Source organism: Siphonobacter curvatus (assembly GCF_002943425.1).
GTDB classification, from domain to species: Bacteria; Bacteroidota; Bacteroidia; order Cytophagales; family Spirosomataceae; genus Siphonobacter; species Siphonobacter curvatus.
Map to the genome: position 1 here is coordinate 71,602 of NZ_PTRA01000005.1, position 24,142 is coordinate 95,743.

Below are 24,142 nucleotides of genomic sequence, written 5' to 3' on the forward strand. Positions count from 1 at the left end.
CTTTGAATTTGCTTGAAGCTATGATGAAAAAAACGATTGGATGGGTATTCTTCCTGCTGATGGTGAGCCGACTGGCCCTTGCCCAAAATGCTTCCTATGACATTTGTATTTACGGGGGTACTTCCGCGGGAGTCATTGCGGCGTATACGGCCAAAAAAATGGGTAAAACGGTGGTGCTCATTGAGCCGGGCCGCCATTTGGGGGGGATGAGCTCGGGCGGCCTGGGCTATACGGATATTGGCAATAAGTACGCCATTACGGGACTGGCGAATGACTTTTACCGCCGCATCGGTCAGCACTACGGAAAATTTGAACAGTGGATTTTCGAACCCAGTGTGGCTGAAAATTTATTCAAAGCGTACTGTAAACGGGGCGACGTTCCGGTAGTATACGAGCATCGACTCGCCAGCGTCAAAAAGACAAACAACGTGATTAATCAAATCACGCTGGAAAAATCGAATCAGCCCTCGGCGGCGACCAACCGGACGATTCAGGCTAAAATGTTCATCGATTGTTCCTACGAAGGCGATCTGATGGCTAAGGCGGGCGTTTCGTACGTGGTCGGACGGGAAGCTAATAGTCGGTACAACGAAACGTTTAACGGCGTACAGGTGATGAACGGCCATCAGATGCCCGAGAAAATGGACCCCTACGTGGTTCCCGGCGATCCGAAAAGTGGATTGCTTTGGGGGATTAATTCCACCCAACTCGCACCCATCGGCTCGGGGGACAAAAAAGTACAGGCCTATAACTTCCGCATTTGTTTGACGAACCAACCGGAAAACCGGATTGCCATTACCAAACCCGCTGATTACGATCCCAAACGGTACGAATTACTGCTTCGTATCATCGAAAAGCGGTCCTGGAAAGCCCTCAACGATATGTTCATCTGGAGCCGGATGCCCAATGGTAAAACCGACATCAACAATAGAAACGGATTTTCGACGGATATGATCGGGATGAACTGGGACTATCCGGACGGTGATTACGCGACTCGGACGAAGATCTGGAATGACCACGTGAGCTATACCAAAGGGCTGTTGTATTTTGTGGGAAATGACCCTCGGGTACCCGCAAGTGTCCGGCAGGAAATGCAGCAGTGGGGTTATCCTAAAGACGAGTACACGGATAATGAAAACTGGAGCCATCAGCTCTACATTCGGGAAGCTCGCCGGATGGTGGGTGAACTGGTCATGACCCAGCACCACTGCCAGGGGCGGGAAGTGGTATCGGACGGGGTAGGCATGGCCGCTTACACAATGGACTCGCACAATTGCGACCGCTTGATTATTGACGGGTTTGTGAAAAATGAAGGCAACGTGGAAGAAGGCGGCTTCGGACCCTATCCGGTTTCGTACCGAGCCATCGTTCCCCAGCAAAAAGAAGCGGCCAATTTGCTGGTCCCGGTTTGTTTGTCGGCTACGCACATTGCTTATGGTTCGATCCGGATGGAACCCGTCTTTATGGTGCTCGGGCAATCGGCAGCGGTGGCCGCAGGAATGGCGATTGATGCCAAACAACCCATTCAGGCCATAGACGTCAAGCAGTTACAGAAACAACTGGCCAGTAATCCCTACGCCGATGGCAGTCAGCCGGACATCCTCGTCACCAGCGATCACGAAACCCAGACGACTCGTAAGGGTTCCTGGATGGTACAGACCTACGGTGGTTTCGGTCCTTCGTTTTTGATGGATACTACGAATCAGGAAAAGTCCGTCCGCTTCAAACCTACGATTCCGAAAGCGGGAACGTATACGATTTACACCTACGTGCCGAAAGTAAAAAACCGCTCCTCCGAAGCGAGTATCGAAGTCTTTGACGGAAAGCAGAAAAAGCAGCAAATGATCCGTAGTGCGGAGGTACAGGTGGCCGGCCAGACATCCGGGGAATGGGTCTCGCTGGGCAGCTATCCCTTACCCGCCGGAACAACGGCCTACGTAGAAATCAGTGGAAAGGGCAACGTCATTGTCGATGACGTATTACTCGTGCCGGAACGGAAGCGATAAGTATCCGTTCTTTTTAAACCTATAACTATGGGAAGTATGCAACTGAAGCGTCGAGCTTTTTTAGTCAGTTTATGCCTGTCGCCCGCCCTTTTAACCCACGCTCAATCGTCGGTACGCCGGGCCGATGTGATTATTTACGGGGGAACGTCGGCGGCCGTCATGGCTGCCGTACAGGTAAAGAAAATGGGCAAAACGGTACTGGTCGTTTCGCCCGACAAGCATTTGGGCGGCTTATCCTCGGGTGGGCTAGGTTTCACCGATACGGGAAATAAAGAGGTCATTGGTGGATTGTCACGGCAGTTTTACCAGCGACTTTACCAGCATTACCAGCAGGATTCCGCCTGGAAATGGCAAAAACGCGAAGCCTACGGCAACAAAGGGCAGGGGACCCCCGCCATTGATGGCAACGCCCGGACCATGTGGATTTTCGAACCCCACGCCGCCGAACAAATTTTTGAGGATCTGATTCGGGAACATCGTGTTACGGTGTATCGCGAAGAGTGGCTGGACCGTTCGACCAAAGGTCTTACGAAAAAAGGCGGAGCAATCCAGTCTTTTCGGACGCTCAGTGGACAGGTATACGAGGGCAAACGCTTCATCGATGCTACGTACGAAGGCGACCTGATGGCGGCGGCGGGCGTGAAGTATCACGTGGGCCGTGAAGCCAACCGCGTCTACGGTGAAACCTGGAATGGCGTGCAGCCCAACGTATTTCAGCACGGCCATTACTTCAAAGCGAAGGTGAGTCCGTACAAAGTACCCGGTGATCCGAAGAGTGGCTTGTTACCGGAAATTGCTGCCGAAGGGCCGGGGCAGAAGGGTGAGGGGGATTCTAAAATTCAGGCGTATTGCTTCCGGATGTGCATGAGTAACCATCCCGACAACCGTGTACCCTTTCCCAAACCCGAAGGTTACGATCCCGCCCGGTATGAACTGCTGGGCCGGGTATTTGACAGCGGCTGGCGGGAGACGTTCCAGAAGTTTGATCCCATTCCCAATCGTAAAACGGATACCAACAATCACGGCCCGTTCAGCAGTGACTATATTGGTAAAAACTACGATTACCCCGAGGCCACGTACGAGCGGCGGCGACAGATCATTCAGGACCATCAACGGTATCAGCAGGGCCTGCTGTACTTTATGGCCAACGATCCACGCGTGCCGGAAGACGTACGTAAGGAGATGAGTCAGTGGGGGCTGGCCAAAGATGAGTTTACCGATAACAACTACTGGCCGCATCAGATTTACGTTCGCGAAGCCCGCCGAATGTTAGGGGAATACGTGATGAAGGAGGCGGATGCATTGGGGGAAACGACCGTACCGAACCCGATTGGTATGGGCTCGTACTCGCTGGATGCCCACAACGCCCAGCGGTATGTCACGCCCGAAGGGTACGTACAAAACGAAGGCGACATTGGGGTACACCCGAAACAACCCTATTCCATTGCCTACGGCTCGATCTTACCCAAAGAGAAGGAATGTTCGAATTTGCTGGTGCCGGTCTGCGTATCCAGTTCGCACATTGCTTATGGTTCCATCCGGATGGAACCGGTATTCATGATTTTGGGTGAATCGGCGGCGACGGCGGCGGTGCTTTCGATCGATAAGAATATTAGTCCGCAACGATTACCGTATGGGGAGTTGAAAGCGGTTTTGCTAAAGAATGGACAGCGGTTGACGTTGTAAGAAGGTTCAATAGGTACAACCCGTGGATTATCTGGTTGTTGGTAACGCTACGTCAAACACCAACAACGGTAGAGACATGCTTTTCTACTTTTTCGTTGCTAGAAGTGTAAAACGAGCGATTCATTTTAGCCATTCCCACAGGAACGGCTAAAATGAATCGCTCGTTTTTATCCTGTAACTTTCAACGATTGTATTAAATCATTGGTTATTACGAAGTGGTAAGTTAATACAATAGGACTTCCTGGAAAATTTCCGGATGTTTCTGCTTTTAAAAAACTTTCCGTTTCGTTTTCTTCAAAGCTGATGGGTTTCATTGTAGCCCTGTATCGCTCATTTGAATCGGCAATCCACTGTTCTATTTCTTTTTTTCCATGGTGCGTTTTTCCTTCGTCAAAAACGACGGCAGTTTCAGAAAAACAATGAGTATACGCAACACTATCAAAGCTGTTTTGCGTTTCGACTAAATCGGCTACTACTTTCGGTAAGTTCATTTTTTTATGTTGTTAAATAGTAGGTACCGTTCCACCGTCAATGACAAATTCTGTCCCGCTGAGATAGCTTGCTCTGGGTGAAACCAAAAAACCAACCAATTCTGCCACTTCTTCAGGTTCTGCCGGTCTTCCGAAGGGTATTCCGCCCAAGGCATCCATGACACTTTGTTGAGCTTCTGCTACTGTACTATTCGCATTTCTTGCAAGTTCACCCAGCCAGGCTACCGATGCGGTCGTGTTGATCCAGCCTGGCGAAACCGTCAGCACCCGAATACCCTTAGGGGTAACTTCGTTCGATAAACTTTTACTGTAGTTTCTTAATCCTGCTTTGGCTGCTGCGTAAGGCAACGTGGATTCGTAGAGTGGCAGCTTGCCTTGGATCGAAGCGATGTGAATGATAACGCCACTTTTTTGATCGATCATTTTTGGCAAAAACCCTCTGTCCAGTCGAACCGGAGCGAGCAGATTAGCTTGTAGGGTTGATTCCCAATCCTGATCACTTAATACGGCAAAACCACCAGCGGGTGTTTCGGAAGAACCCAGGTTATTGACTAGGATGTCTACTCTGCCATACGTTGCTAGTACTTCGCTTACCACCTTTTGTGATCCCTCTGCCTTACTTAAATCAGCGGAAATGAAATGCAACTTGTCGTTTTTGTCTTCTGGTGCATTTCTTGCGGTAATAATAACGGTTGCACCCGCTTGTAAAAGCCGTTCTGCAATGGCTCTTCCGGCTCCTTTTGTACCCCCTGTTACTACGGCAATCTTACCTGATAACTCACTGTTGAAATTAGACTGTTCCATGGTATTTGTCCTTTTCTTAGAATTGATGATAGGACAAAATTGGAGGGTAAATGAAGTTTAGACAAGTACGGAATTACGATTCATATAGGGATAAATTGATCCCCTATTGCACTAGCTAAGACGTACATTAATTTTGTAATATGTATGAGAGAAAGACAACACCAAACCTGAATTGTGGGCTTGATCTGATCGGGGAAGTACTTTACGGCAAATGGAAAATCCGTTTACTGTGGTTTATCAACGAAGGTCATCAACGCCCAAGCGAACTGCAACGCAAAATCCCCGATGCGTCACGCAGGGTTTTGAATATTCAGTTGAAAGAATTAGTAGATCACGAATTGGTTACGAGAAAAATTTATCCCGTTGTACCGCCAAAAGTAGAATATAGCCTGACTGATTTCGGGAAAACATTAATCCCAGTAATTGCTGCATTAGGACAATGGAGCGATGAACACGAAGAGCGATTGCGAGAGGTGATTTCGAGGCAAGTTATAAGTTCTGATTTGGACGTTTCTCTAATAAGTTAATCTGTTGATCAACGGTGACGTCTCTTCCCGATAAAAACTGTTCGTACCCCGCATTTCATACGGGGCTAAGTATATGGAACCCCTCCGGGGTTGAAACGACCGCCACGAATTCAGGCATACGGAATCTGAATGACGGCAAAAGGTTTTAGTAGAGATTACAGGTTTTAAAAGTGCATAATTCCGAAGGAGTTCAATATACTTAGCCATGGATGTAACCCCTGGAACGTTTTATTCTGACCGACCTTCCAACATTCCCTCACTTAATTCATACAGTTGTTGCAAGGCGTGTAAGGTTTCCGGCGAAGGTTCCTCCCACAGATTTCGTTGAGCGGCTTCGAGCAGGCGTTCAGTAATGGCCTGCAAGGCCCACGGATTACTTTCCCGCAGAAAACTCTGGAGTTGCGGGTCGAGGGCGTAGGTTTGAGCTACGTTTTCGTACATCCAGTCTTCAAGAACCTGGGCCGTGGCGTCGTAGCCGAAGAGATAATCGACCGTGGCCGTCAATTCCAGACCGCCCTTATAGCCGTGGCGTTGCATACTTTCCAGCCATTTCGGGTTCACCACCCGTGAACGGAATACCCGCAGGGCTTCTTCCTTCAAATCTCGCACCACGGGTCGGGCGGGGTTTTGCGAGTCGCCGAAGTAATGCTTGGGCTGTTGGCCGGTCAGGCTGCGAATGGTTGCGATCATGCCGCCGTGGAATTGCAGGTAGTCATCACTGTCGAAAATGTCGTGTTCACGGTTATCCTGATTGTGCAGGGCTACTTCCACGCCCGAAAGCCGCTGCTGAAATTCCTGTCGGGCATCTACCCCCGCCGCCTGTTTGCCGTAGGCGTAACCACCCCAGTTTAGATAAGCCTGAGCGAAATCCGCTTCATTCTGCCAGTTTTTTTCGTTAATCAGGGGCAAAATCCCTGCTCCGTAACTGCCTGGTGCCGCTCCGAAAATGCGGTACGCCGCCCGTTCTTCCGCCTCTTCCAGCGGCAAATCCTGTAGTTGGTTTAAATCCTTTAGATAATGCTTGCGGACAAAATTCTGATCCTCCGGTTCATCCAAGGCGATGACCAACTGTACGGCTTCATCCAGTAAATCAATTAAATGCGGAAAGGCATCGCGGAAGAACCCACTGATCCGGGTCGTGACATCGATTCGGGGTCTTCCCAAGTCCGCCAGCGGAATGATTTCAACGCCCGTAATCCGGCGGCTCTCGGTTTGCCAAACGGGTCGTACACCAAGCAGAGCCAGAATTTCGGCCACGTCGTCGCCGTGGGTTCGCATGGCACTCGTCCCCCAAATGCTGATGCCTACGCTTTCGGGGTAAGTTCCAGATTCCCGCTTATGTCGTTCGAGTACCTCGCGGGCCAGTTGCTGCCCCACTTCCCAGGCCGCCTGCGAGGGTAGAGCCCGGGGGTCGACGGCGTAAAAATTGCGTCCGGTCGGAAGGATATGAGCCATGCCCCGGGTAGGAGCCCCACTCGGACCGGCGGGAACATACCCGCCCGAAAGACCGTGCAGCAAATTAGAAATTTCCTCGTCCGTTCGGGTCAGGTTCGGTACTAGCTGTTCACACACGTACTGCAAGACGGGTCGCAACCGATCGAGTTGGGCCGGAGGAAGCTGGAAGGTTTCAAAAAGTACTGCATCGAGTTGCAACAGCTGAAACCGATGCTGAAGCAGTACCCGAAACAAGTGATTACTCATCTCATCGATCACTTCCAGAGCATCCGCCGCCGTAATGATGGGACGGCCCGCCCATTCCTGAAAATGTGGGTCAACCTGCGACAGTTTCTGTCCTTTGTGTTCCTGTAAATGTGAAAAATCAAGGTTGAACAAGTCCGCAATCGTCTCGGGTAAGCTGGCGAAATCCTGATTGGGCAGGCGAGTCATGGCCTGTAATAAATCGACCAGAGCGTCGCCTTCGGGTACTTGCCCCAAGGTGTGCAAGCCATTGCGAATCTGAGCGGCTCCCAGTTCGCAGAGGTAGCCGTCAATGTCTTCAATCAAGTGGGCAATGTCCTTACCTGCCATCTCCGTCAGCGTTACAGGTACGCCTTCGGGCGTCAGTTCATCGTCCCAGTCATGTTTGTGATCGCCATGGTCGCGACTCAGCAGGGCCGACAAATCCGTATCCAGATTCGTCCGCTGAATCAGCTCCCAGATCTGCCGCTGGAGTAGGGGGAGTTTGGACGGATCCAGCATTTCTACCTGATAATATTCATCCACGAGTTGCGTGAGTTGAGCCAGTTCGCCGTACTGGTCGGCGGTAGTCATGGGCGGCGTCAGGTGGTCAACAACAACGGCGTGCCCCCGGCGTTTGGCTTGCGAACCTTCGCCGGGATCGTTGATAATGAAGGGATAAAACAGGGGTAAATCACCCAGAATCGCGTCGGGAAAACAGTTTTCCGACAAGCCCATCCCTTTACCCGGCAGCCATTCCAACGTACCGTGCTTACCCACGTGCACCAGAGCATCGGCTTTCCAGACATCCCGGAGCCAGCGGTAAACGGCGTAATAATGGTGTGTCGGAGCCAGGTCCGGCTGGTGATAAATGGCATCGGGGTCCATGCCATACCCCCGGGGTGGCTGAAGCAGCACGATGGCATTTCCCAGCTCGATACCAGCTAATGAAATCTTTCCTTCGTGTACGTAGGTTTCGCCCGGTGGCGGGCCCCATTGCTTGAGCATTTTCTGCTGGAGCGGTTCGGGTAACTCTTTCAACCACTGCGTGTATTGCGAAGTAGATACGCGTCCCACTGCTTGTGCGAGTTGCTCGGGCGTCAGGTAGGTTTCATCGTACGAACAGCGGTCAATGAGCTGGTGAATCAGTTCCGTACCCGTGGTCGGCAGATTTTCCAGGGTATATCCTTCATCCTGCATGGCCTGTAACATCGCCAGCAGGGAAGCTGGAGCATCGAGTCCGACGGCATTCCCAATCTGGGAAGCTTTGGCGTTGGAATTGGTAAAAATGAAAGCGACCCGTTTCTGAGCGTTCGGCGTATGACGAAGGCGGGCCAGTCGCTGAGCGATTCCGGTTACCCGCTCGATGCGGTCGGGGACAGGCTCATACGCCGTGGTATCGCCGTTTTTTTCCTTGAAAGAAATGGGAACGGTGATGATACGCCCGTCAAATTCGGGAATGGCAACGTTCATGGCAGTATCGAGGGGTGTCAGGCCACGACTCGACAACTCCCAGGGCACACGACTCATCCCACTCGTGATGGCTTGCAAAATCGGTACGTTGAGCTTACGTAAAGCCCCGGACGAACCTTGCTGATCGGCATCCGTCATGGCGTAGGAAACCGTATTGATCAGTGTATCAATGGCTACGCCCGTCGTGCGGTCGAAAAACTGAAAGGCCTGCGGGCGGCCCGTTTCGGGATGGATCGCTTTCAAGGAAGAAGTATACACTGCCAGGGCATTGATCTGGCGATCTTCCAGCGAACGAATCAGAGCATCCACGAACGCCGTATTCCCACTGATCCAGTGCGAACGGTAAAGGGTAATCCCGACCGTCGGCTGTTGGGGATCGTAGTGCTTTTGCCAGTCGCTCAGCTCCGCATTTTCGGGTAAGTCGGGATGGTAAAGGCCGTGCTCGGGCAGCGTCTGGGGCAGGTCGGCTCCGTACCCCGTCAGCAACAAGTGATCGGAAAGGTAGTACAGCAGCGACGTAAAATTCCCCGCTCCGCCCGCCTGCACGTAGGATAAGGCATCCTGCTGAATGGCCGGAGATACCGTAGAAACCGCCGCAAATTCCGGGTTGAGTTCGCCCGTACCGCTGATGACAATCAAATGTTGTTGATTCTGCTGGGCCCGCTTCACCAGTTCATGAAAACCAGGTACGCTACTGGGCCGTCCGTGAATCCGCAAAATAATTACCTGAGCCGCTCCAATCTCCCGTTCCAGCAACTGAGCCATGTGGGCTTCGGTCTTGATCGCCAGCAGGCTCAGTCCCAGTACTTTGGGAAAATCGTCGGGTAGACTGATCCGGCTGAGAGTCAGCAAATCCGTATCGGCGTGCGTCAGAAACACAATTCCATCGGTGGGCGAGGGCGTTTCCCCGCGTAGGGTGGCCGTTTCCGAGCCTTTCCAGGTATAGTACTGAAAGACAAATTCGGCCAGTTCGGCGGGTGGACTCAGGAAGCAGTCGGCGGCCAGCATGCGGTCGATGTAATCGAAAATGGCTTTGATGTGCCATTCGCTATTGACCGAATGAAACCAGACCGAATGCCCGTCGAAAAGCAGGGTTGCCACGTTCGCCAGCGTGCAGGGCCCCAGGCAGCCGCCTTTGGTCAGGTGAACCTGATTCCGCATTTTTCGGCGGAGCCATTCGTTTTTGTAGACGTCAACCAGCACCGGGGCGTACCCGCGGTCGGTTCGCCCGCAGCAGCAGGCATTATAGCAGTAGGACAAATGTCCCCGCCGCTGGACCAGATTAATGGCTTTTCCATCGGGTCGCATGACCCGTTGCCGTTTGATTTCAGCCATGTGGATGCGTGTAAAGGGAAGTAGCAAGCGTACGTAGCAGATCCGTCAGCCACGGTGGGCCATCGCCCCAGTATAAGTGTACGTACGAAGCCAGGGTATTTTGTATGCGGTAGATTTTAGTCCCGACTTCCACACCCCGGGCATTACGGACCGGAGCCAGGGAGGATAGTTCTTCCGCTTCCTGTAAGGTAGAATAATGAAACTCGTGACCTTTCAGTAAGGTATTTTGAAAGTGAATTTGTCGATAACCCAGGGTCAGCTTCGCGTGTTGCAGACTCGTTGAAAAGGGAAACACCCCGGCCATCGGATAGCTGTGACCATCCACATCGGTTAACTGCTGGCCCAGGTACATCAACCCGCCGCACTCCGCGTAGGCGTATCCGCCGTTCTGGCAATACGCTCGCACGCTTTCCCGAAATGTCGTATTGGCACTCAGGGCCTGAGCGTGCAATTCAGGGTAGCCACCGGGTAGGTACAAGAGATCTGTTTCGGGCAGCTCGGTGTCCCGGAGTGGACTTACGTACTGTACTTCCGCCAGGGCTTCCAGCACCGCTAGGTTTTGGTGATACTGAAATGAAAACGCCTCATCCCGGGCGATAGTCACCTTACAGGCCGTACGATGGGACAAGGCTTGAGCTAGGGAAGCTTCTTCATCGGTTTTAGTAAGGGCCAATAGTCGATCCAGGTCAATGGTCTGCGGAATCTTCCGGGCGATGGCTTCGATGATTCGCTCGTAGTCGATCTCCGAAGACGTGCGTAATCCGAGGTGCCGGGAAGGAATGGTAAAATCGGGATGGGTAGGGAAATAGCCCAGACAGGGCAACCCTACATCCTGACAGGCTTCTTCCAGAAAACGAAAATGCGAGGTCGTCTGTACCCCATTGAAAAGGACGCCGGCGATTTGTATGCCCGCGTAAAAATGCCTGAAGCCGTACAGGAGTGGTGCTGCCGAGTACGCCATTGCCTTGGCGTGTACCACCAGGATGATGGGTATACCCAGGCATTCGGCCAGCGAGGCCGTACTGGCCTGCATCCGGTCGGCTCCGTCGAACAGGCCCATCACGCCTTCGGTAACGGCCACATCTACCCCGGAACGGTACGTTTGATACAGCGTCTGCAGGTGTTCGGGGGAGGCCATAAACAAATCCAGGTTGATACTGGCTCGTCCGGCGGCCGTGCGATGGTGCTGAATATCAATGTAGTCGGGCCCGCACTTGAAGGGCTGAACCGTTACCCCCCGGTGTCGCAAAGCCCGCAACAGACCCAGCGTAAGCGTCGTCTTGCCCGAACCACTATGCGGAGCCGCAATGAGAAAATGACTGGCCATGAAAGAATAAGCTGGCCTTCCTGAAAAAGACAAAAAAGAAGAATCGGAGACGTGTACACCCCTCCGGCAAACCTACTTCTGATTTCCGCCTTAGTCCGTGAAAGCGTGTAACCGATACAAAAAGGCAGGTCTCCTGGCTCGTTTCCTTTCCAACGCCTTCCCATACGCGAGGTACAGTGGCATGATCGTTGGAAAGTGTGTAGAGTTTTGAGTTTAGTGTGGTGGAAGGGCAGGTACTCAAAACACCAAACTCACAACTCAAAACGCATCTAAAACATACAGTTGCACGACAGCTCGTGATTTAAACCGCATCGGCGGTCTGCACGATTCCCTATTCATCCGCGGTTAAGCAGAACCTTTTCGGGGACGAAGATACGTTGCTTTGCGTGCGTTTCAGTAGTATAAACCCTGGGATTCGTCCCCAATGGTTGAGATACTAGTAAGATTAGCGACTCCGTAATCTTTCATTTAACTGTCAAAAGGAAAGATTACCTAATGAAAATTTGACAGTTTTCGCTGACAATAGGTAAGAAAAACAATTTTGGCACGCCCGTTTAAAAGAGCGGAAGTGATGAAGAAACGTCTTCATCGAATTCGTTTGATCAACTTTTAAAAAGGAGGTAACTATGTCACTCATGAGAAAAAAGGATGAGCTGTTTCCCAGCTTCCCCAGCTTTTTTGATGATTTCCTAGGTCGCGACCTTTTCAATTGGAATCAATCGCATTTTTCATCGACGGGTACGACCGTTCCGGCGGTGAATATTCGCGAAACGGCCGATGCGTTTGAAGTCGAAATGGCTTCTCCGGGCATGAGAAAAGAGGATTTTCACATCCAGCTTGACGGAAATACGCTGAAGATTTCCTCTCAAAAGCAATCGGTAACGGAAGACAAAAAAGAAGAACACTACTCCCGTCGGGAGTTTAGCTACCAGTCTTTCGAGCGGACCTTTGTACTGCCGAAAGATGTGGTCAATGAAGAAGGCATCCAGGCCCGTTACGAAAATGGACTGCTGCATCTGACGATTCCGAAACGGGAAGAGGTAAAACAGAAAGCTCCCCGGTTGATTAGTATTCAGTAATTACTGCGATACTTCACTTTTGAAAGGACTGCTTCTAAAGCAGTCCTTTTGTGTATAAGGGGCTATTGAGGGGGTAGGAAGCCTTTTTAATTGTGGTTTGACGAGCGTCTGTGACGCTTGTCAATGCGTTCTACAAGGCAAAGCTTTGCGACAGTTCCTAGATACAAAAGGATTACTCCCGAAGCAGACAAACCAGCAACGAACTTTCCTGCTAGAACGAAAACCACTCGATCAACAAGGAGTGTATCTTTGAATACAAATCTTATCTAAACCTTTCTATGAAAGTATTCTTTGTCCGCACACTTCTGATGGCTCTGCTAGGGCTGGAAGTCACCTTTGCCCAAAGTAACAAACCTTTATATACTTTTCCCATTGGCGTTCAGGCGTATACCTATCGCAATGAGTTTGCGAAAGACGTAGAGAAAACGCTGGATCTGATTGCCTCGCTGGGTATTACGGAAATCGAGGGAAATACGCCGAAAGGCCTGACTCCCGAAGCGTACAAGCAGATGCTCCAAAAGCGGAAGCTTACCATACCCGCCACAGGAGCTTCGTACGAGGAGCTGGTGAGTGACCCTCAGAGTGTTATCAAACAGGCAAAAGCCCTGGGCTCCCGGTACGTTATGGTCGCCTGGATTCCGCATCAGGGAGCATTCAACATCGATCATGCGAAAAAAGCCGTCGAAGATTTTAACAAAGCGGGCAAAGTACTGAAAGCTGCGGGTTTAACTTTCTGTTACCACAACCACGGCTACGAGTTTAGCCCTTACGAACAGGGAACGTTGTTTGATTACCTCGTCAAAAACACCAATCCGTCGGATGTTTCCTTTGAGCTGGATGTTCTATGGGCCCAACACGGCGGGGCCGACCCCGTGGCTTTGCTCAAAAAATACGGCAAACGGTTTGAGCTAATTCACCTGAAAGACCTTAAGAAAGGAGTAAAAGGAGACTTTACGGGATCAACCCCGCTGGAAAACGACGTAGCGTTAGGAACAGGACAGATCGATATTCCCGGCGTTATTAAAGAAGCCAAACGACTGGGCATTCGGCATTACTTTATTGAGGATGAAAGTCCGAGTATCGCTCAGCAGGTGCCCCAAAGCATTGGGTACCTGAAAGGATTAAAAGAATAAAAATGCCTTGATAGAAAAGCCCCCGCTTAAAAATCAGCTTTTAAGTGGGGGCTTTTTGTCTAAATACCTTATAACTCAAGTACCTGTGGTCCTTCCTGAAGGGGATACGTTTTGCCCTTCCAGTGAAGAGTTCCGCTCGTCGCCGAAGGAAGGGTGATGCGGGCGGTTAACTTGCCTTGTGCGTTTAAGGTATACTGCGTTTTGATCGTCCCTGCGGGGTGCGGCATACTCCCCGAAGCTTGTTTCAAGGTACCCAAGGCCGGAGCAATCCGTATTTTCTTAAAACCTGACGCCTCGGAATCAATGCCGAGTACGATGCGGTAAAATTCAATATTCGGACTCGAACCCCAGGCGTGGCAGTCCGAACGGGATGGTTCAGGCATTTCAGCCCAGGTCGTCAGGCCCAGCTTCATCTGCTCCTGCCAGAGTTGCAGGTGATCCAGCAGAAGATCGCCCAGTCCGGCTTTACTCAAAGCCTGATTCACGTAGTAGCGAAAGTAAATAGTGGTTTGCGTCAGACTACGATCCGAAAGTACCGTTTGCATCACCTGTTTCGCCTGATCTGCTTCGACTACGTCCGCGAGTACCGCCAAGGCATTGACGTGCTGGGAGTACGAACGCTGTGTTTTCGTATCGGCCAGTAGCCCTTTTTCCGGGTTCCAGTAATGCTGATAAATGGCTTTCTTCAGGTTCGTTTGTAGCGTTTGGTAATGCTGTGCCAAAGCGGGCATGCCCAGGTTTTGTTCGAGTTCAGCGGCCATTTGCAGGGACATCAGATACAGCAAATCCTGAAAAGCCGAGTCGCCGTCTTTTTCACGGGGCGGTTCGCCGTAATCAAAGCTGCCCGCCCAGTCGGCAAAAAACCAGTTCGGAACATAGCCTAAACTGTAATCGGGCTTGAGCCATTGTTCGTACCAGGATAAAATCTGCCGGTGAGCGGGAAGCAGCGTTTTCAGATAGGCCGCATCGTCCCGGTAGCGGTAGTAATCATAACCCATGCCAAGCCAGAGCAGCGAAAACGAGGAAATAAACTGGTGCAGATTGGAGGGGTAACGGCTCATGGTTAGTCCATCGGCTACCATCGACTGCCGACCCTGCTCCAAAGCATTTTTCACCAGCCACGGATCGCGGGTGTTATAGAGGGTAATCAAGGCCTGGATGCGGGTATCGCCAAAATACTGCAACTGTTCGTAGTAGGGACAATCCATGTACGTTTCGTTGGCACACAGTCGGGCCGTACGCCAGCCGATGTCGAGCATTTGCTGCAAATCTTTACGCTCCGGTAACGAAAAAGTAGTTTCCTGCTGGAGCGGATACCGCGAAGACGTTCCGAATAAATCTTTCAGGACCAAAGGTTCGTCCCCCGTGGTGATCAGCAGATTAATGTAACGATACGTTCGCCACCACAGTGAGGTAAAGTCGCGATTTGAACCGCCGTCGGCCTGAACCCGATCTTCATACCCAACAAAAAACTTTCCTTCAATCTGATCGCGATGGCCTTTGGCGTGCGTCAATGAATCACTGTACAGGGCTTCGCTGTAACAAATTCGAATTTCCGCGTCTTTCCCGCGGCTGAATTGAAGGGAGAGATAACCCGTTGTCAGCTGTTCATTGTCTAGTAGGAGTCGAACTTTAGTATGGGCGGGTATCGTCAGGTTTTTTTTACCCTTCAAAAAGCCGGAGGAAGGTTTTTCGAGGCCTTCAGTAAGTCGAATCTGCGTCAGGCGTTCCTGTACCATTTCCATCGGTGGGAGCGGACTCGGCACCAGCAATCGACCGGGATAGTCGCGGCGGCCTTTCGTAGCGGCGGGCAAACCCATGTGGGCTTGCGGCCAGGAGCTATCATCGAAGGTGGATTTTTCCCAGTCCCAAGGATACTGCTGAGCATTGAGGCTTTCGCCCGGACCCGCTACGTAATAGCCGTAGACGGGTTTTTGCCAGGGTGAGTAGGAAGAATTACTCACGCATCGCCAGGTAGCATCGGTGTTAACCACTTGTTCGGCCGCCGTATCACCCTGTAGCAAAAACTCAGTCCGATTAAAACTCATTTGAGCTACGGGTTTGTACTCGGCAAAATTCCACACGACGGCCGCCAGCAGATTACTGCCTTTTTTCAGGTACTGGGCCAGGTCAACCGTTTCAAAATTCCAGTTGTACGGATCGCTGCGGGCTGGACCCAGACTGACTAGCTTTCCATTCACAAAAAGCTTATAACGATTGTCAGCGGAGACGTGTACGTAAAAGTGTTCAGGGCGAGCGGCCAGATCAAAGCTTTTCCGGAAATGATACACCCCGTAGGCATTGTTGGGAGCATCGGGAACAGAGATCCAGCGGGCGGCCCAATGATGTTGGAATAACTCCGGATTGATGCGGGCCTGCTGGTAACCCGCCAAACGAATTTGAGCCGATACGGAAATGATCATGAGGCAGTAGAGCGAAAGCGGAAGAATAACGTTTCGAAAAAATCCACGCATGAGCAAAGAATTAAGTAGGGTAGAGGAGGCACTAAAGGTAGTGGTTAGAAAAGAACGCGTCGTCTATAATGTTTTAAATTTAGAAGCAGCGTACGTTCTAACGCTTACTTCAACAAGTTGCTAAAGGGAAGTTTTGGTATAAGTCTTCAAAACTCAACTTTTCAATAACGGTCACGACGGCATTTTAGACGTGAGTGGAAAGAAACTAAAACGACTCATTCGGAGACAAGTGTAGAGGATTGGTCCTCGGTAGCTTTATTTGAAAAACGGCTGCGATAGAAAACGTGGTGTACGCTCATTAAAAGCTCTACTACTCGGCTTACGCAAAGACGTAGGAAGTTACTAGTTTTCGCCTGCGTACTTTCAATCAGGAAAACCCCTTATTACTAGGTTTTTTCAATTTATAATGCTACCTTGTTGAACAAATAACGTGAACTATCGTTGATAGGAATAGACACGCTCGGAATTCCCCACCTCCCTGTGTTCGCTGAGTAGCAACTTCTCAATCCCCGATCATTCTATAGCTTTCCAGTACTTTCTTTAACAAGAAAGAATGATTTTTCTGTTAATAGTACCTGCTTAGTCCGTGGGTATTCACATTTTATCACTGAACCTATGGAAACGATGATCGTTAAATTTACCGTAGAAAACACGCGTTTAACAGTACTGACGCCTTTGCGAGAAGGTGTTATGTTGACTACTGCCGTAAGCTCGGTTCCTAAAATTGGTGATACGCTCTCGGGGGTGGGCATCCGGCACAAACGCTCGTATCTATTTCAGGATTCATCTTTTACGCAAGATCGTCACGTGCAAACCCTGATGCAGTGGCTAAAAACGCATTCTTTTGAGATCAAGGAGGTCGATACCAAGTTTGATCCCAAGATTCTCTGGATACAAGTGTTGGATTAAACACTTGCTATCTGCTTTACTGACCGTCAAGAGACGATTTTTATTTTTACTATCCACGCATGAAACCATCCGAAAACCAAATTCAGCGTACGATTACGCTACTGGATAAGAAGTTACTTTCTCTACAAGCCCGAAACACGGAGGAAACGCCCCTACAGGAAGGACTACAGGAAGCTTTGTCCATTTTGTTAGATGGCCGGACTTCGTATGCTTCCATTCCAAGCATGAAGAGCCGTCAAGGACGAGCCATTGCCTTATTAACTATCGATTACATGAATGGCGTTTGTGAACAAAGTACGCTGTTGAAAGCCACCTAGTCCAGTTTGGCAGAAATGGAGTTACGGCAGAAGGTTATCTTCGTACGATAGGTCAGAAATTTATTGATGGAAGCAGTACCGTACTCCTTTTCTGCGGCATAATAAGGATTTATTTCCTGTAGACTACCCCCTTTATTCTTCCCTGAATTGCTGCAATTCCTGCATGAGGTCCGTTAGCGAAAGAGCGGTGACTTCACTAGAAAGCGGAAAGCGTTCCTTGCCCGCGTACACCACCAAGCGACGAGTAGCCCTGACGTCTTCACAACCCAGGTAAAACCCTTTCGAAACCGTTGGGGTAAGCGAACGCTTGATTTCAATAGCGTAGATCTCGCGGGAATTTCGTTCCAGCACCAGATCAATTTCAGCCCCGGCAGAGGTGCGGTAAAACCAGGGTGTCCAGCCCACGGGCAGTACCGATAGAATATTTTCCACCACAAAACCTTCCCAACTGGCTCCCACGACAGGGTGTCCTAATACGTCGTCCAGGGTAGTTAGCTGTAAAAGGGCGTGAGTAAGACCGCTGTCACGTATATACACTTTGGGCGTTTTGACGAGCCGTTTACCGACGTTACCCGACCAGGGCCGAAGCGTACGAATCAATAGTAAATCTTCGAGTAGCTCTAGGTAGCGTTTAATGGTAGGAGCCGTCAAATCCAGACTGGCCCCCAACTGAGCCAGATTTACCTGAGCCCCCTGTTGATGAGCCAGCATGGTCCAAAGCCGCCGCAGCGTAACGGCGGGAATACGCGGGCCCAGTTGCGGTACGTCTCGCTCCAGATAGGTACTGATGAAATTCATTCGCCATCGCAGACTGGCCGTATCCGTACGGGCCAGATAGCTATCGGGAAAACCGCCCCGTAACCACAGCTGATCCTGAGGGGCAGGGCTTGCCTGCAAAATTTCGAGGGCATTCAGACCGGACAATTCCACGTAGGCAATTCGTCCGGCCAGCGATTCGGAGGACTGTTTAAGCAAATCCAGCGAAGCCGAGCCCAGAATCAAAAACTGTGACGTTTTGTAGCCTTGCCGCCGCCGCCGATCGATGACGCCGCGAAGAATGGCGAAAAGCTCGGGAACCCGCTGTATTTCATCCAGAATGATAAGTTTACCCTCGTGCAATTGAAAATAGGCTTCCGGCTGACTAAGTTTAGCCAGGTCACTCGGACTTTCCAGATCCAGGTAGATAGGGTCGGGACTGATCATGGCGGCAATTTCTTCCGCCAACGTCGTTTTGCCCACCTGCCGTGGGCCTAATACGCCTACCGCCGGATATTCTTCCAGCAAACGAATAATTTCAGCCTGTGCTTCTCGATTAATCATCCTTGTAAATCTAATACTTTATTTTCGATTTGCAAGGACGAAATCCATACTTAAGTGAAGAGCTGAAGCGTTACGAAATGAATACTTGGCATTTTCAACAACGCCTACTTACGTATAAGCCTGGTATACAAACGTAAACCTAGGAACTTTTACAACGCTATTCATTTTTAGCTATTATCTCATCGTTTACTTCCCTATGATCGATAAATTGGCCTGGGTACACCTGGAAAATCACCGGATTCTGGTCGCCCGCAGTCGTAACAAAGACTTGTATTACATTCCCGGTGGCAAACGCGAAGCTGGCGAAACGGACGCTGAAGCTATACTACGAGAAATTCAGGAAGAACTGAGCGTAACCCTTCAGTTCGAAACGCTGTCTTGGATTGGAACCTTCGAAGCTCAGGCCCACGGGCAAGCCGAAGGTGTACTGGTACGACTAAGCTGCTACACCGCCGCCTACGAAGGAACGCTGCAGCCGGACTCAGAAATTGAAGAAATGGTGTACCTGTCTTACGCAGATCGGGCGAAAGTTTCCGTGGCGGCTCAGTTGCTGTTTGATTCTCTTTTCGAAAGTGGTCTGTTACGATAGGGTAAGAACAGGCTTTGCCTCGTTTAAAAATCCGCGTACTTTTGCGGTTTTAACCATCCTTCAATCATCTATACTATGTCATTTGACAAATTGCTTCAACAACTTTCCTTCATTCAGGAAATTGACAAGCTCAAGTACATCAAACGGAAAACCCGTTTGTTTAACAGCGATCGGCACGAAAACGACGCCGAACATAGCTGGCATCTGGCCCTCATGGCGATGGTACTGGCCGAGCACGCCAACGAACCCGTCGATGTCTCGAAAGTCGTTAAGATGCTTTTAATTCACGACATCGTCGAAATTGATTCCGGAGACGTGTTTCTGTTCGATACTCTACTCAACCACGATGATGCAACGGCCGAACACAAAGCTGCTCTTCGCATTTTTGGGTTGCTTCCCGAAGAACAAAGCAAAGAATTCCTGACGATCTGGGAAGAATTTGAAGCCCGCGAAACGCCCGAATCCCGGTTTGCTCACGCCATCGACCGCTTTGAGCCGGTACTGCAAAATGTGTCCAATCAGGGCGGAAGCTGGAAGGAATTCAACGTGGATTACGAAAAAGTCATCAAGAAAGTCGGCGTGATTGACAAAGGCTCGAATCACATCTGGGACTTCGCCAAAACGATGATCGACGATAGTCTGGAAAAAGGTTACATCCAGAAACCGGAACTTCCGCAGGAATAACACGGGCTCGGTTGCTTACGCGTCGAGAAGTTTTCGACGCGTAAGCAACCGGGATTTATTGAATCGACTGGTAGATCATTTCTGAAACCGTAGCCATCGTTTCAACGGCCGCTTCGCGATCTGGTTCTTGCCAGTTTTTGGAAAGCAAAACCAGTACGTATTTCCGGCCGTCGGGCAAATACACAATGCCCGAATCGTGCATAATACTTACGATCGAGCCAGTTTTATGAGCGACTTTGACGCTTTTCGGTAGTTTGGCCGGAATGACAGAATTGAATTTCTGATCCAAGAGGATACTGATCATCGCCTGCGAAGCCTCTGGACTAACGGCTTTTCCTTTCGCAATTTTCTCAAACAGTAGGGCTAAATCATACGCGGAAACTTTATTATTCAGTCCCTGAGCGAACGCTTTTTTGTCTTCAACGCCTCGGAGTACCTGCGTATGTTTCGCTCCCATTTTACAGAGTGTTTTGGTGACATTCCGAGCATCTACCAGATCAATGATGATGTTCGTCGCCAGATTACTGCTGTAAATGATCATTTCGTACATCAGATCGTAGATAGTCCGTTTCTGGCCCACTTTCTCGTAAAGTTTCGGCTCACTATCGTCCGTCGCTACCAGCGAGTACGGGCTTCCATCCACAATACTTTTGAATTCATTCTTTACCACAATCGAATCCAGAACCGAAAATTTTCCTTTGTACGCCTGCCGGTATACTTCCAGCATAACGGGCGTTTTCATGGTACTGGCCGCATGAAAGGAATCGTTTTCATTGATGTAGACATGATCGCCCGTGGCCAGATTCTTGTAAGCGACGGCGTAAGTGCCTTTTCTACCGGATAAATAATGCTGAATTTGTTCTTTGAGGGAGGTCGACTGGGCCTGAACCAGTCCGGGAAGCAACAGCAGGAATAACCATTTCATAGGAAGCAAGGAAGCGTGAGTCGGTAAGATACAGCCAAAATGCTAAAATCCGGCAGATTAGCTCTAACCTTAACGTTTACAACACTCTCAACATCATACGTAAGCCGATTTCTGATTAGGCGTGCCCGGTAGAATGAGCAGGGGGGGATTGCTGGAATAAACTGTTACCGGACTGCGGCTCAATGAAAACGTGCGTCAGCATTGGAATGGCCGCCTGTAGTTGCTGATGAATCTGTTCAATACTCTGGGTAAGCTGAATGGCGGTTAAATGGGACAAAAACCGCACCCGCTGTACCAACACAATCTGCTCAGGACCTACCTGAAACGTTAAGGTTTGAACGACGGTTTCGACGGATGGATGAGCCTGCGTAACCTCCGTAATCTGGGCCTCAATGGCGGCTCCGGCACCTTCACCCATCAGCAAGCTCCGGCTTTCCCGAGCCAGTACCAGTGAAACAGCCGTGAGGATCAGGCCAATCAAAATCGAGGCGGCTCCATCGAAGTAAGGGTTTTGCAGCGTGTGCCCCAGAAAAACGCCCAGAAAAGCAATCATCAGCCCCAGTACATCGGCTGCGTCTTCAAAAAGCACGACAAAGGAAGAGGGGTCTTTGCTGTCACGGACGGCCGCCCAGAAGGCCTGCTCACCACGCTGGGCATTGAAGGCCTTGGTTGCCGTGATTAAAGAAAAGCCATCCAGAGCAAAAGCAATACCCAGTACAATGTAATTCCAAAACGGGTCTTCAATAACGTGCGGATCAAGAATGTGCGTGACGCCTTCGTAAAAGGATACACCACCCCCCACGGCAAAAATCAGAATGGAAACCAGGTAGGAATAGAAGTAAATTTCCTTGCCGTATCCAAAAGGCCTTCGCTGGTCGGCGGGTTGCTGACTTTTCCGTAAACCCACCAGCAACAGAACTTCATTGAGCGTATCGACCAGCGAGTGGATTCCCTCGGAAACCATCGCGGAACTCCCGCTAATCCCGGCCGCAACAAATTTCGTCACGGCAATCAGCAAATTAGCTCCTAAAGCCGTGTAGATGGCAAGTTTGGTAGAAGGCATAAAAACACGAAACAGTTGAATCAAAAATAAGGTCTAGGCCACTAAAGGTAAGGGGACGTTTAAAGAAATCGGAGGGCAAGCAAAAAAGTACGTGCCAGAAAGTATTTATCGGAAGTGTCTGAAAAACACCCGGAAAGGAATAATTTTTTTGCCTCACTCACCAGCTTCACGATAGTTTCTAATAACTACACCCTTTTATTCTGAAGTGTGAAACCCGAAAGGATCGCTTCCTTTCTTTTCAAACGTGACCAATGGCTTCTACAAATTCCGACCTTGAACAGTTAGGCATCAACACCGTACGGGTGTTGTCCATTGATGCCGTACAGAAAGCAAACTCCGGCCACCCCGGCATGCCCATGGGGGCCGCTCCGATGGGGCACGTACTGTGGGCTCACCACATGCACTATAATCCGAAAAATCCCGAATGGCCCAACCGCGACCGCTTCCTGCTGTCGGCGGGCCATGGGAGTATGTTGCAGTATAGTTTTCTGTATTTGACGGGCTATAATCTGACGATTGAGGATATCAAACAATTCCGTCAGTTGCACAGCAAAACGGCGGGCCACCCCGAATACGGTATGCTCGACGGTATAGATATTACCACGGGACCACTGGGACAGGGCTTTGCCAACGGCATTGGTTTTGCCATTGCCCAGCAGCATCTGGCGGCCCGCTATAACAAGCCCGGCTTTGATCTTTTCAATTACAAGATTTACGCCATTTGCAGTGATGGCGATATGATGGAGGGGGTTACCTCCGAGGCCGCCTCTCTGGCAGGCCATCTCAAGCTGGGTAACCTGATTTACCTCTACGATGATAATCACATTTCTATTGAAGGAAACACGAACCTAGCCTTCGATGAAGATGTGGCCAAACGCTTTGATGCCTATGGCTGGCACGTACAGGTGGTGGAAGATGGCAACGACATCGAAGCCATTTCGACGGCGGTGGAAAAGGCCAAGCAGGAAACGACTCGCCCTTCGCTGATTAAGGTACGAACGCAAATTGCCTACGGTAGTCCAAACAAGGTTAATACGGCAGGTTCACACGGCTCGCCCCTGGGGGAAGAAGAAGTGAAACTGGTGAAAAAGAACTTTGGATTTGATCCCGAACAATCCTTTGTCGTACCCGAAGAAGTACTGAATTATTACCGGAGAATCGGTGAAAAAGGAACACAACTAGAGCAGGAGTGGGACGAATTATTCGAAGCTTATAGCAAAGAATACCCCGAATTAGCCGCTCAGTATGAACAGGAACGCAGCCTGAAACTGCCCGAAGGCTGGGAGGAAAATCTGCCCGTATTCAAGGCGGAAGAGGGCAAAATGGCTACGCGGAAGGCTTCAGGTAAGGTTTTGAACGCTTTAGCTTCCGTACTGCCGAGTCTGATGGGTGGAGCGGCGGATTTAGCTCCGTCAACGGATACGCTGCTGAAAGATTACGGATCATTCACGGCGGAAGATCGCCTGGGCCGGAACTTCCACTTCGGTATTCGCGAGCACGCAATGGGAGCGGCCCTCAATGGCATGGCCCTGACGAAGGGAATTATTCCTTATGGTGCGACTTTCCTGATCTTCTCCGAATACATGCGGCCACCGATTCGGATGGCAGCTATTATGAAAATTCGGGTGGTACTGGTGTTCACGCACGACAGCATTGGACTGGGTGAAGATGGTACTACGCACCAACCCGTTGAACAATTGATGGCCTTACGGGCCATGCCCAATATCGTAGTGATCCGACCAGCGGATGCTAACGAAACCGCTCAGGCCTGGAAAGCGGCTTTGCAGCATACGACCGGTCCGGTATTGCTGGTACTGACCCGTCAGGATTTGCCCATTCTGGACCAGGAAAAATACGCCCCGGCGACGAATTTGCACAAGGGAGCCTATATCCTTTCCGATAGTGAGGGTGAGCCAGACGTTATCTTGATTGCGACGGGTTCGGAAGTGCCCCTCATTTTGGAAGCTCAGCAAAAGCTTGCCGAAGAATCCATTCAGGCCCGTGTGGTGAGTATGCCCTGCTGGGAGTTTTTCGAAGTACAGGATGAAGCGTACAAGGAAAGCGTACTGCCTAAACGGATCAAAAAACGCCTGGCCGTAGAGGCTGCTTCCGTTTTCGGCTGGCATAAATACGTGACCGACGAAGGGGATGTTATTGGCATGACCACCTTTGGCGAATCCGCTCCGGCCAAGGACTTATTTAAGGAATTTGGCTTTACGGTAGAAAACGTAGTCAGTCGGGCGAAAGCATTACTCCAGAAATGAGGACTTAATCCGAGCGGATCATTTCTAAATCCGCTCATTCCACAAAATAAATACTAAGT

At 50.3% G+C, this 24,142-nt stretch carries 18 protein-coding genes and 1 riboswitch; of the genes, 10 read left to right on the forward strand and 8 right to left on the reverse strand.

What is annotated here, in order from left to right:
* Positions 1–23 precede the first annotated feature (23 nt).
* Together C5O19_RS20440 and C5O19_RS20445 are read left to right on the forward strand one after the other, a co-directional pair.
* Positions 24–2,006, forward strand: a complete 1,983-nt coding sequence (locus C5O19_RS20440; protein WP_104715460.1) for an FAD-dependent oxidoreductase — start codon at positions 24–26, stop codon at positions 2,004–2,006.
* Positions 2,007–2,042: 36 nt separating this feature from the next.
* On the forward strand, positions 2,043–3,692 hold the full coding sequence (locus tag C5O19_RS20445) for an FAD-dependent oxidoreductase (RefSeq protein WP_104715461.1): 1,650 nt from the start codon (positions 2,043–2,045) through the stop codon (positions 3,690–3,692).
* 167 nt (positions 3,693–3,859) lie between these two features.
* On the opposite strand, the gene C5O19_RS20450 is transcribed toward C5O19_RS20445, so the two are convergent.
* Together C5O19_RS20450 and C5O19_RS20455 are read right to left on the reverse strand one after the other, a co-directional pair.
* Positions 3,860–4,183 carry a nuclear transport factor 2 family protein gene (locus C5O19_RS20450; protein WP_104715246.1) on the reverse strand — a complete coding sequence of 108 codons (324 nt, stop codon included), beginning with the start codon at positions 4,181–4,183 and terminating at the stop codon, positions 3,860–3,862.
* A 12-nt stretch (positions 4,184–4,195) separates the two neighbouring features.
* Positions 4,196–4,987, reverse strand: a complete 792-nt coding sequence (locus C5O19_RS20455) for an SDR family oxidoreductase (RefSeq protein ID WP_104715247.1) — start codon at positions 4,985–4,987, stop codon at positions 4,196–4,198.
* 140 nt (positions 4,988–5,127) lie between these two features.
* Here C5O19_RS20455 and C5O19_RS20460 point away from each other — a divergent pair, with 140 nt between their 5' ends.
* Positions 5,128–5,514 (forward strand): winged helix-turn-helix transcriptional regulator, encoded by a 387-nt coding sequence (locus tag C5O19_RS20460; RefSeq protein ID WP_104715248.1) that lies wholly within the window; start codon positions 5,128–5,130, stop codon positions 5,512–5,514.
* Between the two features lie 228 nt (positions 5,515–5,742).
* Here C5O19_RS20460 and cobN read toward each other — a convergent pair whose 3' ends face one another.
* Both cobN and C5O19_RS20470 read right to left on the reverse strand, forming a co-directional pair.
* Complete coding sequence (gene cobN, locus C5O19_RS20465; protein WP_104715249.1) at positions 5,743–9,999, reverse strand: cobaltochelatase subunit CobN; 4,257 nt, start codon at positions 9,997–9,999, stop codon at positions 5,743–5,745.
* Positions 9,992–11,326 (reverse strand): cobyrinate a,c-diamide synthase, encoded by a 1,335-nt coding sequence (locus tag C5O19_RS20470; RefSeq protein WP_104715250.1) that lies wholly within the window; start codon positions 11,324–11,326, stop codon positions 9,992–9,994. The genes cobN and C5O19_RS20470 overlap by 8 nt, the downstream gene beginning before the upstream one ends.
* Positions 11,327–11,432: 106 nt before the next feature.
* Positions 11,433–11,701, reverse strand: a riboswitch (cobalamin riboswitch).
* A 260-nt stretch (positions 11,702–11,961) separates the two neighbouring features.
* On the opposite strand from C5O19_RS20470, the gene C5O19_RS20475 reads away from it, so the two are divergent.
* Both C5O19_RS20475 and C5O19_RS20480 read left to right on the forward strand, forming a co-directional pair.
* Complete coding sequence (locus C5O19_RS20475; RefSeq protein WP_233207982.1) at positions 11,962–12,405, forward strand: Hsp20/alpha crystallin family protein; 444 nt, start codon at positions 11,962–11,964, stop codon at positions 12,403–12,405.
* A 278-nt stretch (positions 12,406–12,683) separates the two neighbouring features.
* Positions 12,684–13,538 carry a sugar phosphate isomerase/epimerase family protein gene (locus C5O19_RS20480; RefSeq protein WP_104715251.1) on the forward strand — a complete coding sequence of 285 codons (855 nt, stop codon included), beginning with the start codon at positions 12,684–12,686 and terminating at the stop codon, positions 13,536–13,538.
* 68 nt (positions 13,539–13,606) lie between these two features.
* Here C5O19_RS20480 and C5O19_RS20485 read toward each other — a convergent pair whose 3' ends face one another.
* Positions 13,607–16,012 carry an alpha-L-rhamnosidase-related protein gene (locus C5O19_RS20485; RefSeq protein WP_104715252.1) on the reverse strand — a complete coding sequence of 802 codons (2,406 nt, stop codon included), beginning with the start codon at positions 16,010–16,012 and terminating at the stop codon, positions 13,607–13,609.
* Between the two features lie 615 nt (positions 16,013–16,627).
* Here C5O19_RS20485 and C5O19_RS20490 point away from each other — a divergent pair.
* Positions 16,628–16,921 carry a hypothetical protein gene (locus C5O19_RS20490; RefSeq protein ID WP_104715253.1) on the forward strand — a complete coding sequence of 98 codons (294 nt, stop codon included), beginning with the start codon at positions 16,628–16,630 and terminating at the stop codon, positions 16,919–16,921.
* Between the two features lie 59 nt (positions 16,922–16,980).
* Positions 16,981–17,238 carry a hypothetical protein gene (locus C5O19_RS20495; protein ID WP_104715254.1) on the forward strand — a complete coding sequence of 86 codons (258 nt, stop codon included), beginning with the start codon at positions 16,981–16,983 and terminating at the stop codon, positions 17,236–17,238.
* Positions 17,239–17,370: 132 nt separating this feature from the next.
* Here C5O19_RS20495 and C5O19_RS20500 read toward each other — a convergent pair whose 3' ends face one another.
* Positions 17,371–18,558, reverse strand: a complete 1,188-nt coding sequence (locus C5O19_RS20500) for an ATP-binding protein (protein WP_104715255.1) — start codon at positions 18,556–18,558, stop codon at positions 17,371–17,373.
* Positions 18,559–18,754: 196 nt separating this feature from the next.
* On the opposite strand from C5O19_RS20500, the gene C5O19_RS20505 reads away from it, so the two are divergent.
* Positions 18,755–19,147, forward strand: coding sequence for an NUDIX hydrolase (locus C5O19_RS20505; protein WP_104715256.1), 393 nt, complete (start codon positions 18,755–18,757; stop codon positions 19,145–19,147).
* Positions 19,148–19,222: 75 nt separating this feature from the next.
* On the forward strand, positions 19,223–19,831 hold the full coding sequence (locus C5O19_RS20510) for an HD domain-containing protein (RefSeq protein ID WP_104715257.1): 609 nt from the start codon (positions 19,223–19,225) through the stop codon (positions 19,829–19,831).
* Between the two features lie 55 nt (positions 19,832–19,886).
* Here C5O19_RS20510 and C5O19_RS20515 read toward each other — a convergent pair whose 3' ends face one another.
* Both C5O19_RS20515 and C5O19_RS20520 read right to left on the reverse strand, forming a co-directional pair.
* Complete coding sequence (locus C5O19_RS20515; RefSeq protein WP_104715258.1) at positions 19,887–20,756, reverse strand: serine hydrolase; 870 nt, start codon at positions 20,754–20,756, stop codon at positions 19,887–19,889.
* A 115-nt stretch (positions 20,757–20,871) separates the two neighbouring features.
* Complete coding sequence (locus tag C5O19_RS20520) at positions 20,872–21,819, reverse strand: cation diffusion facilitator family transporter (RefSeq protein ID WP_104715462.1); 948 nt, start codon at positions 21,817–21,819, stop codon at positions 20,872–20,874.
* 251 nt (positions 21,820–22,070) lie between these two features.
* Here C5O19_RS20520 and tkt point away from each other — a divergent pair, with 251 nt between their 5' ends.
* A complete protein-coding gene (gene tkt, locus C5O19_RS20525; protein WP_104715259.1) occupies positions 22,071–24,083 on the forward strand; it encodes a transketolase in 2,013 nt (670 codons plus the stop codon).
* Positions 24,084–24,142 lie beyond the last annotated feature (59 nt).

What these genes read in the sequence shown, in the direction of transcription:
- C5O19_RS20470 (WP_104715250.1), bottom strand. Translation starts at nt 11,326, where the DNA reads ATGGCCAGTCATTTTCTCATTGCGGCTCCGCATAGTGGTTCGGGCAAG.
- cobN (WP_104715249.1), bottom strand. Translation starts at nt 9,999, where the DNA reads ATGGCTGAAATCAAACGGCAACGGGTCATGCGACCCGATGGAAAAGCC.
- C5O19_RS20455 (WP_104715247.1), bottom strand. Translation starts at nt 4,987, where the DNA reads ATGGAACAGTCTAATTTCAACAGTGAGTTATCAGGTAAGATTGCCGTA.
- C5O19_RS20520 (WP_104715462.1), bottom strand. Translation starts at nt 21,819, where the DNA reads ATGCCTTCTACCAAACTTGCCATCTACACGGCTTTAGGAGCTAATTTG.
- C5O19_RS20510 (WP_104715257.1), top strand. Translation starts at nt 19,223, where the DNA reads ATGTCATTTGACAAATTGCTTCAACAACTTTCCTTCATTCAGGAAATT.
- tkt (WP_104715259.1), top strand. Translation starts at nt 22,071, where the DNA reads ATGGCTTCTACAAATTCCGACCTTGAACAGTTAGGCATCAACACCGTA.
- C5O19_RS20475 (WP_233207982.1), top strand. Translation starts at nt 11,962, where the DNA reads ATGAGAAAAAAGGATGAGCTGTTTCCCAGCTTCCCCAGCTTTTTTGAT.
- C5O19_RS20505 (WP_104715256.1), top strand. Translation starts at nt 18,755, where the DNA reads ATGATCGATAAATTGGCCTGGGTACACCTGGAAAATCACCGGATTCTG.
- C5O19_RS20490 (WP_104715253.1), top strand. Translation starts at nt 16,628, where the DNA reads ATGGAAACGATGATCGTTAAATTTACCGTAGAAAACACGCGTTTAACA.
- C5O19_RS20445 (WP_104715461.1), top strand. Translation starts at nt 2,043, where the DNA reads ATGCAACTGAAGCGTCGAGCTTTTTTAGTCAGTTTATGCCTGTCGCCC.
- C5O19_RS20440 (WP_104715460.1), top strand. Translation starts at nt 24, where the DNA reads ATGAAAAAAACGATTGGATGGGTATTCTTCCTGCTGATGGTGAGCCGA.
- C5O19_RS20500 (WP_104715255.1), bottom strand. Translation starts at nt 18,558, where the DNA reads ATGATTAATCGAGAAGCACAGGCTGAAATTATTCGTTTGCTGGAAGAA.
- C5O19_RS20485 (WP_104715252.1), bottom strand. Translation starts at nt 16,012, where the DNA reads ATGCGTGGATTTTTTCGAAACGTTATTCTTCCGCTTTCGCTCTACTGC.
- C5O19_RS20515 (WP_104715258.1), bottom strand. Translation starts at nt 20,756, where the DNA reads ATGAAATGGTTATTCCTGCTGTTGCTTCCCGGACTGGTTCAGGCCCAG.
- C5O19_RS20450 (WP_104715246.1), bottom strand. Translation starts at nt 4,183, where the DNA reads ATGAACTTACCGAAAGTAGTAGCCGATTTAGTCGAAACGCAAAACAGC.
- C5O19_RS20495 (WP_104715254.1), top strand. Translation starts at nt 16,981, where the DNA reads ATGAAACCATCCGAAAACCAAATTCAGCGTACGATTACGCTACTGGAT.
- C5O19_RS20460 (WP_104715248.1), top strand. Translation starts at nt 5,128, where the DNA reads ATGTATGAGAGAAAGACAACACCAAACCTGAATTGTGGGCTTGATCTG.
- C5O19_RS20480 (WP_104715251.1), top strand. Translation starts at nt 12,684, where the DNA reads ATGAAAGTATTCTTTGTCCGCACACTTCTGATGGCTCTGCTAGGGCTG.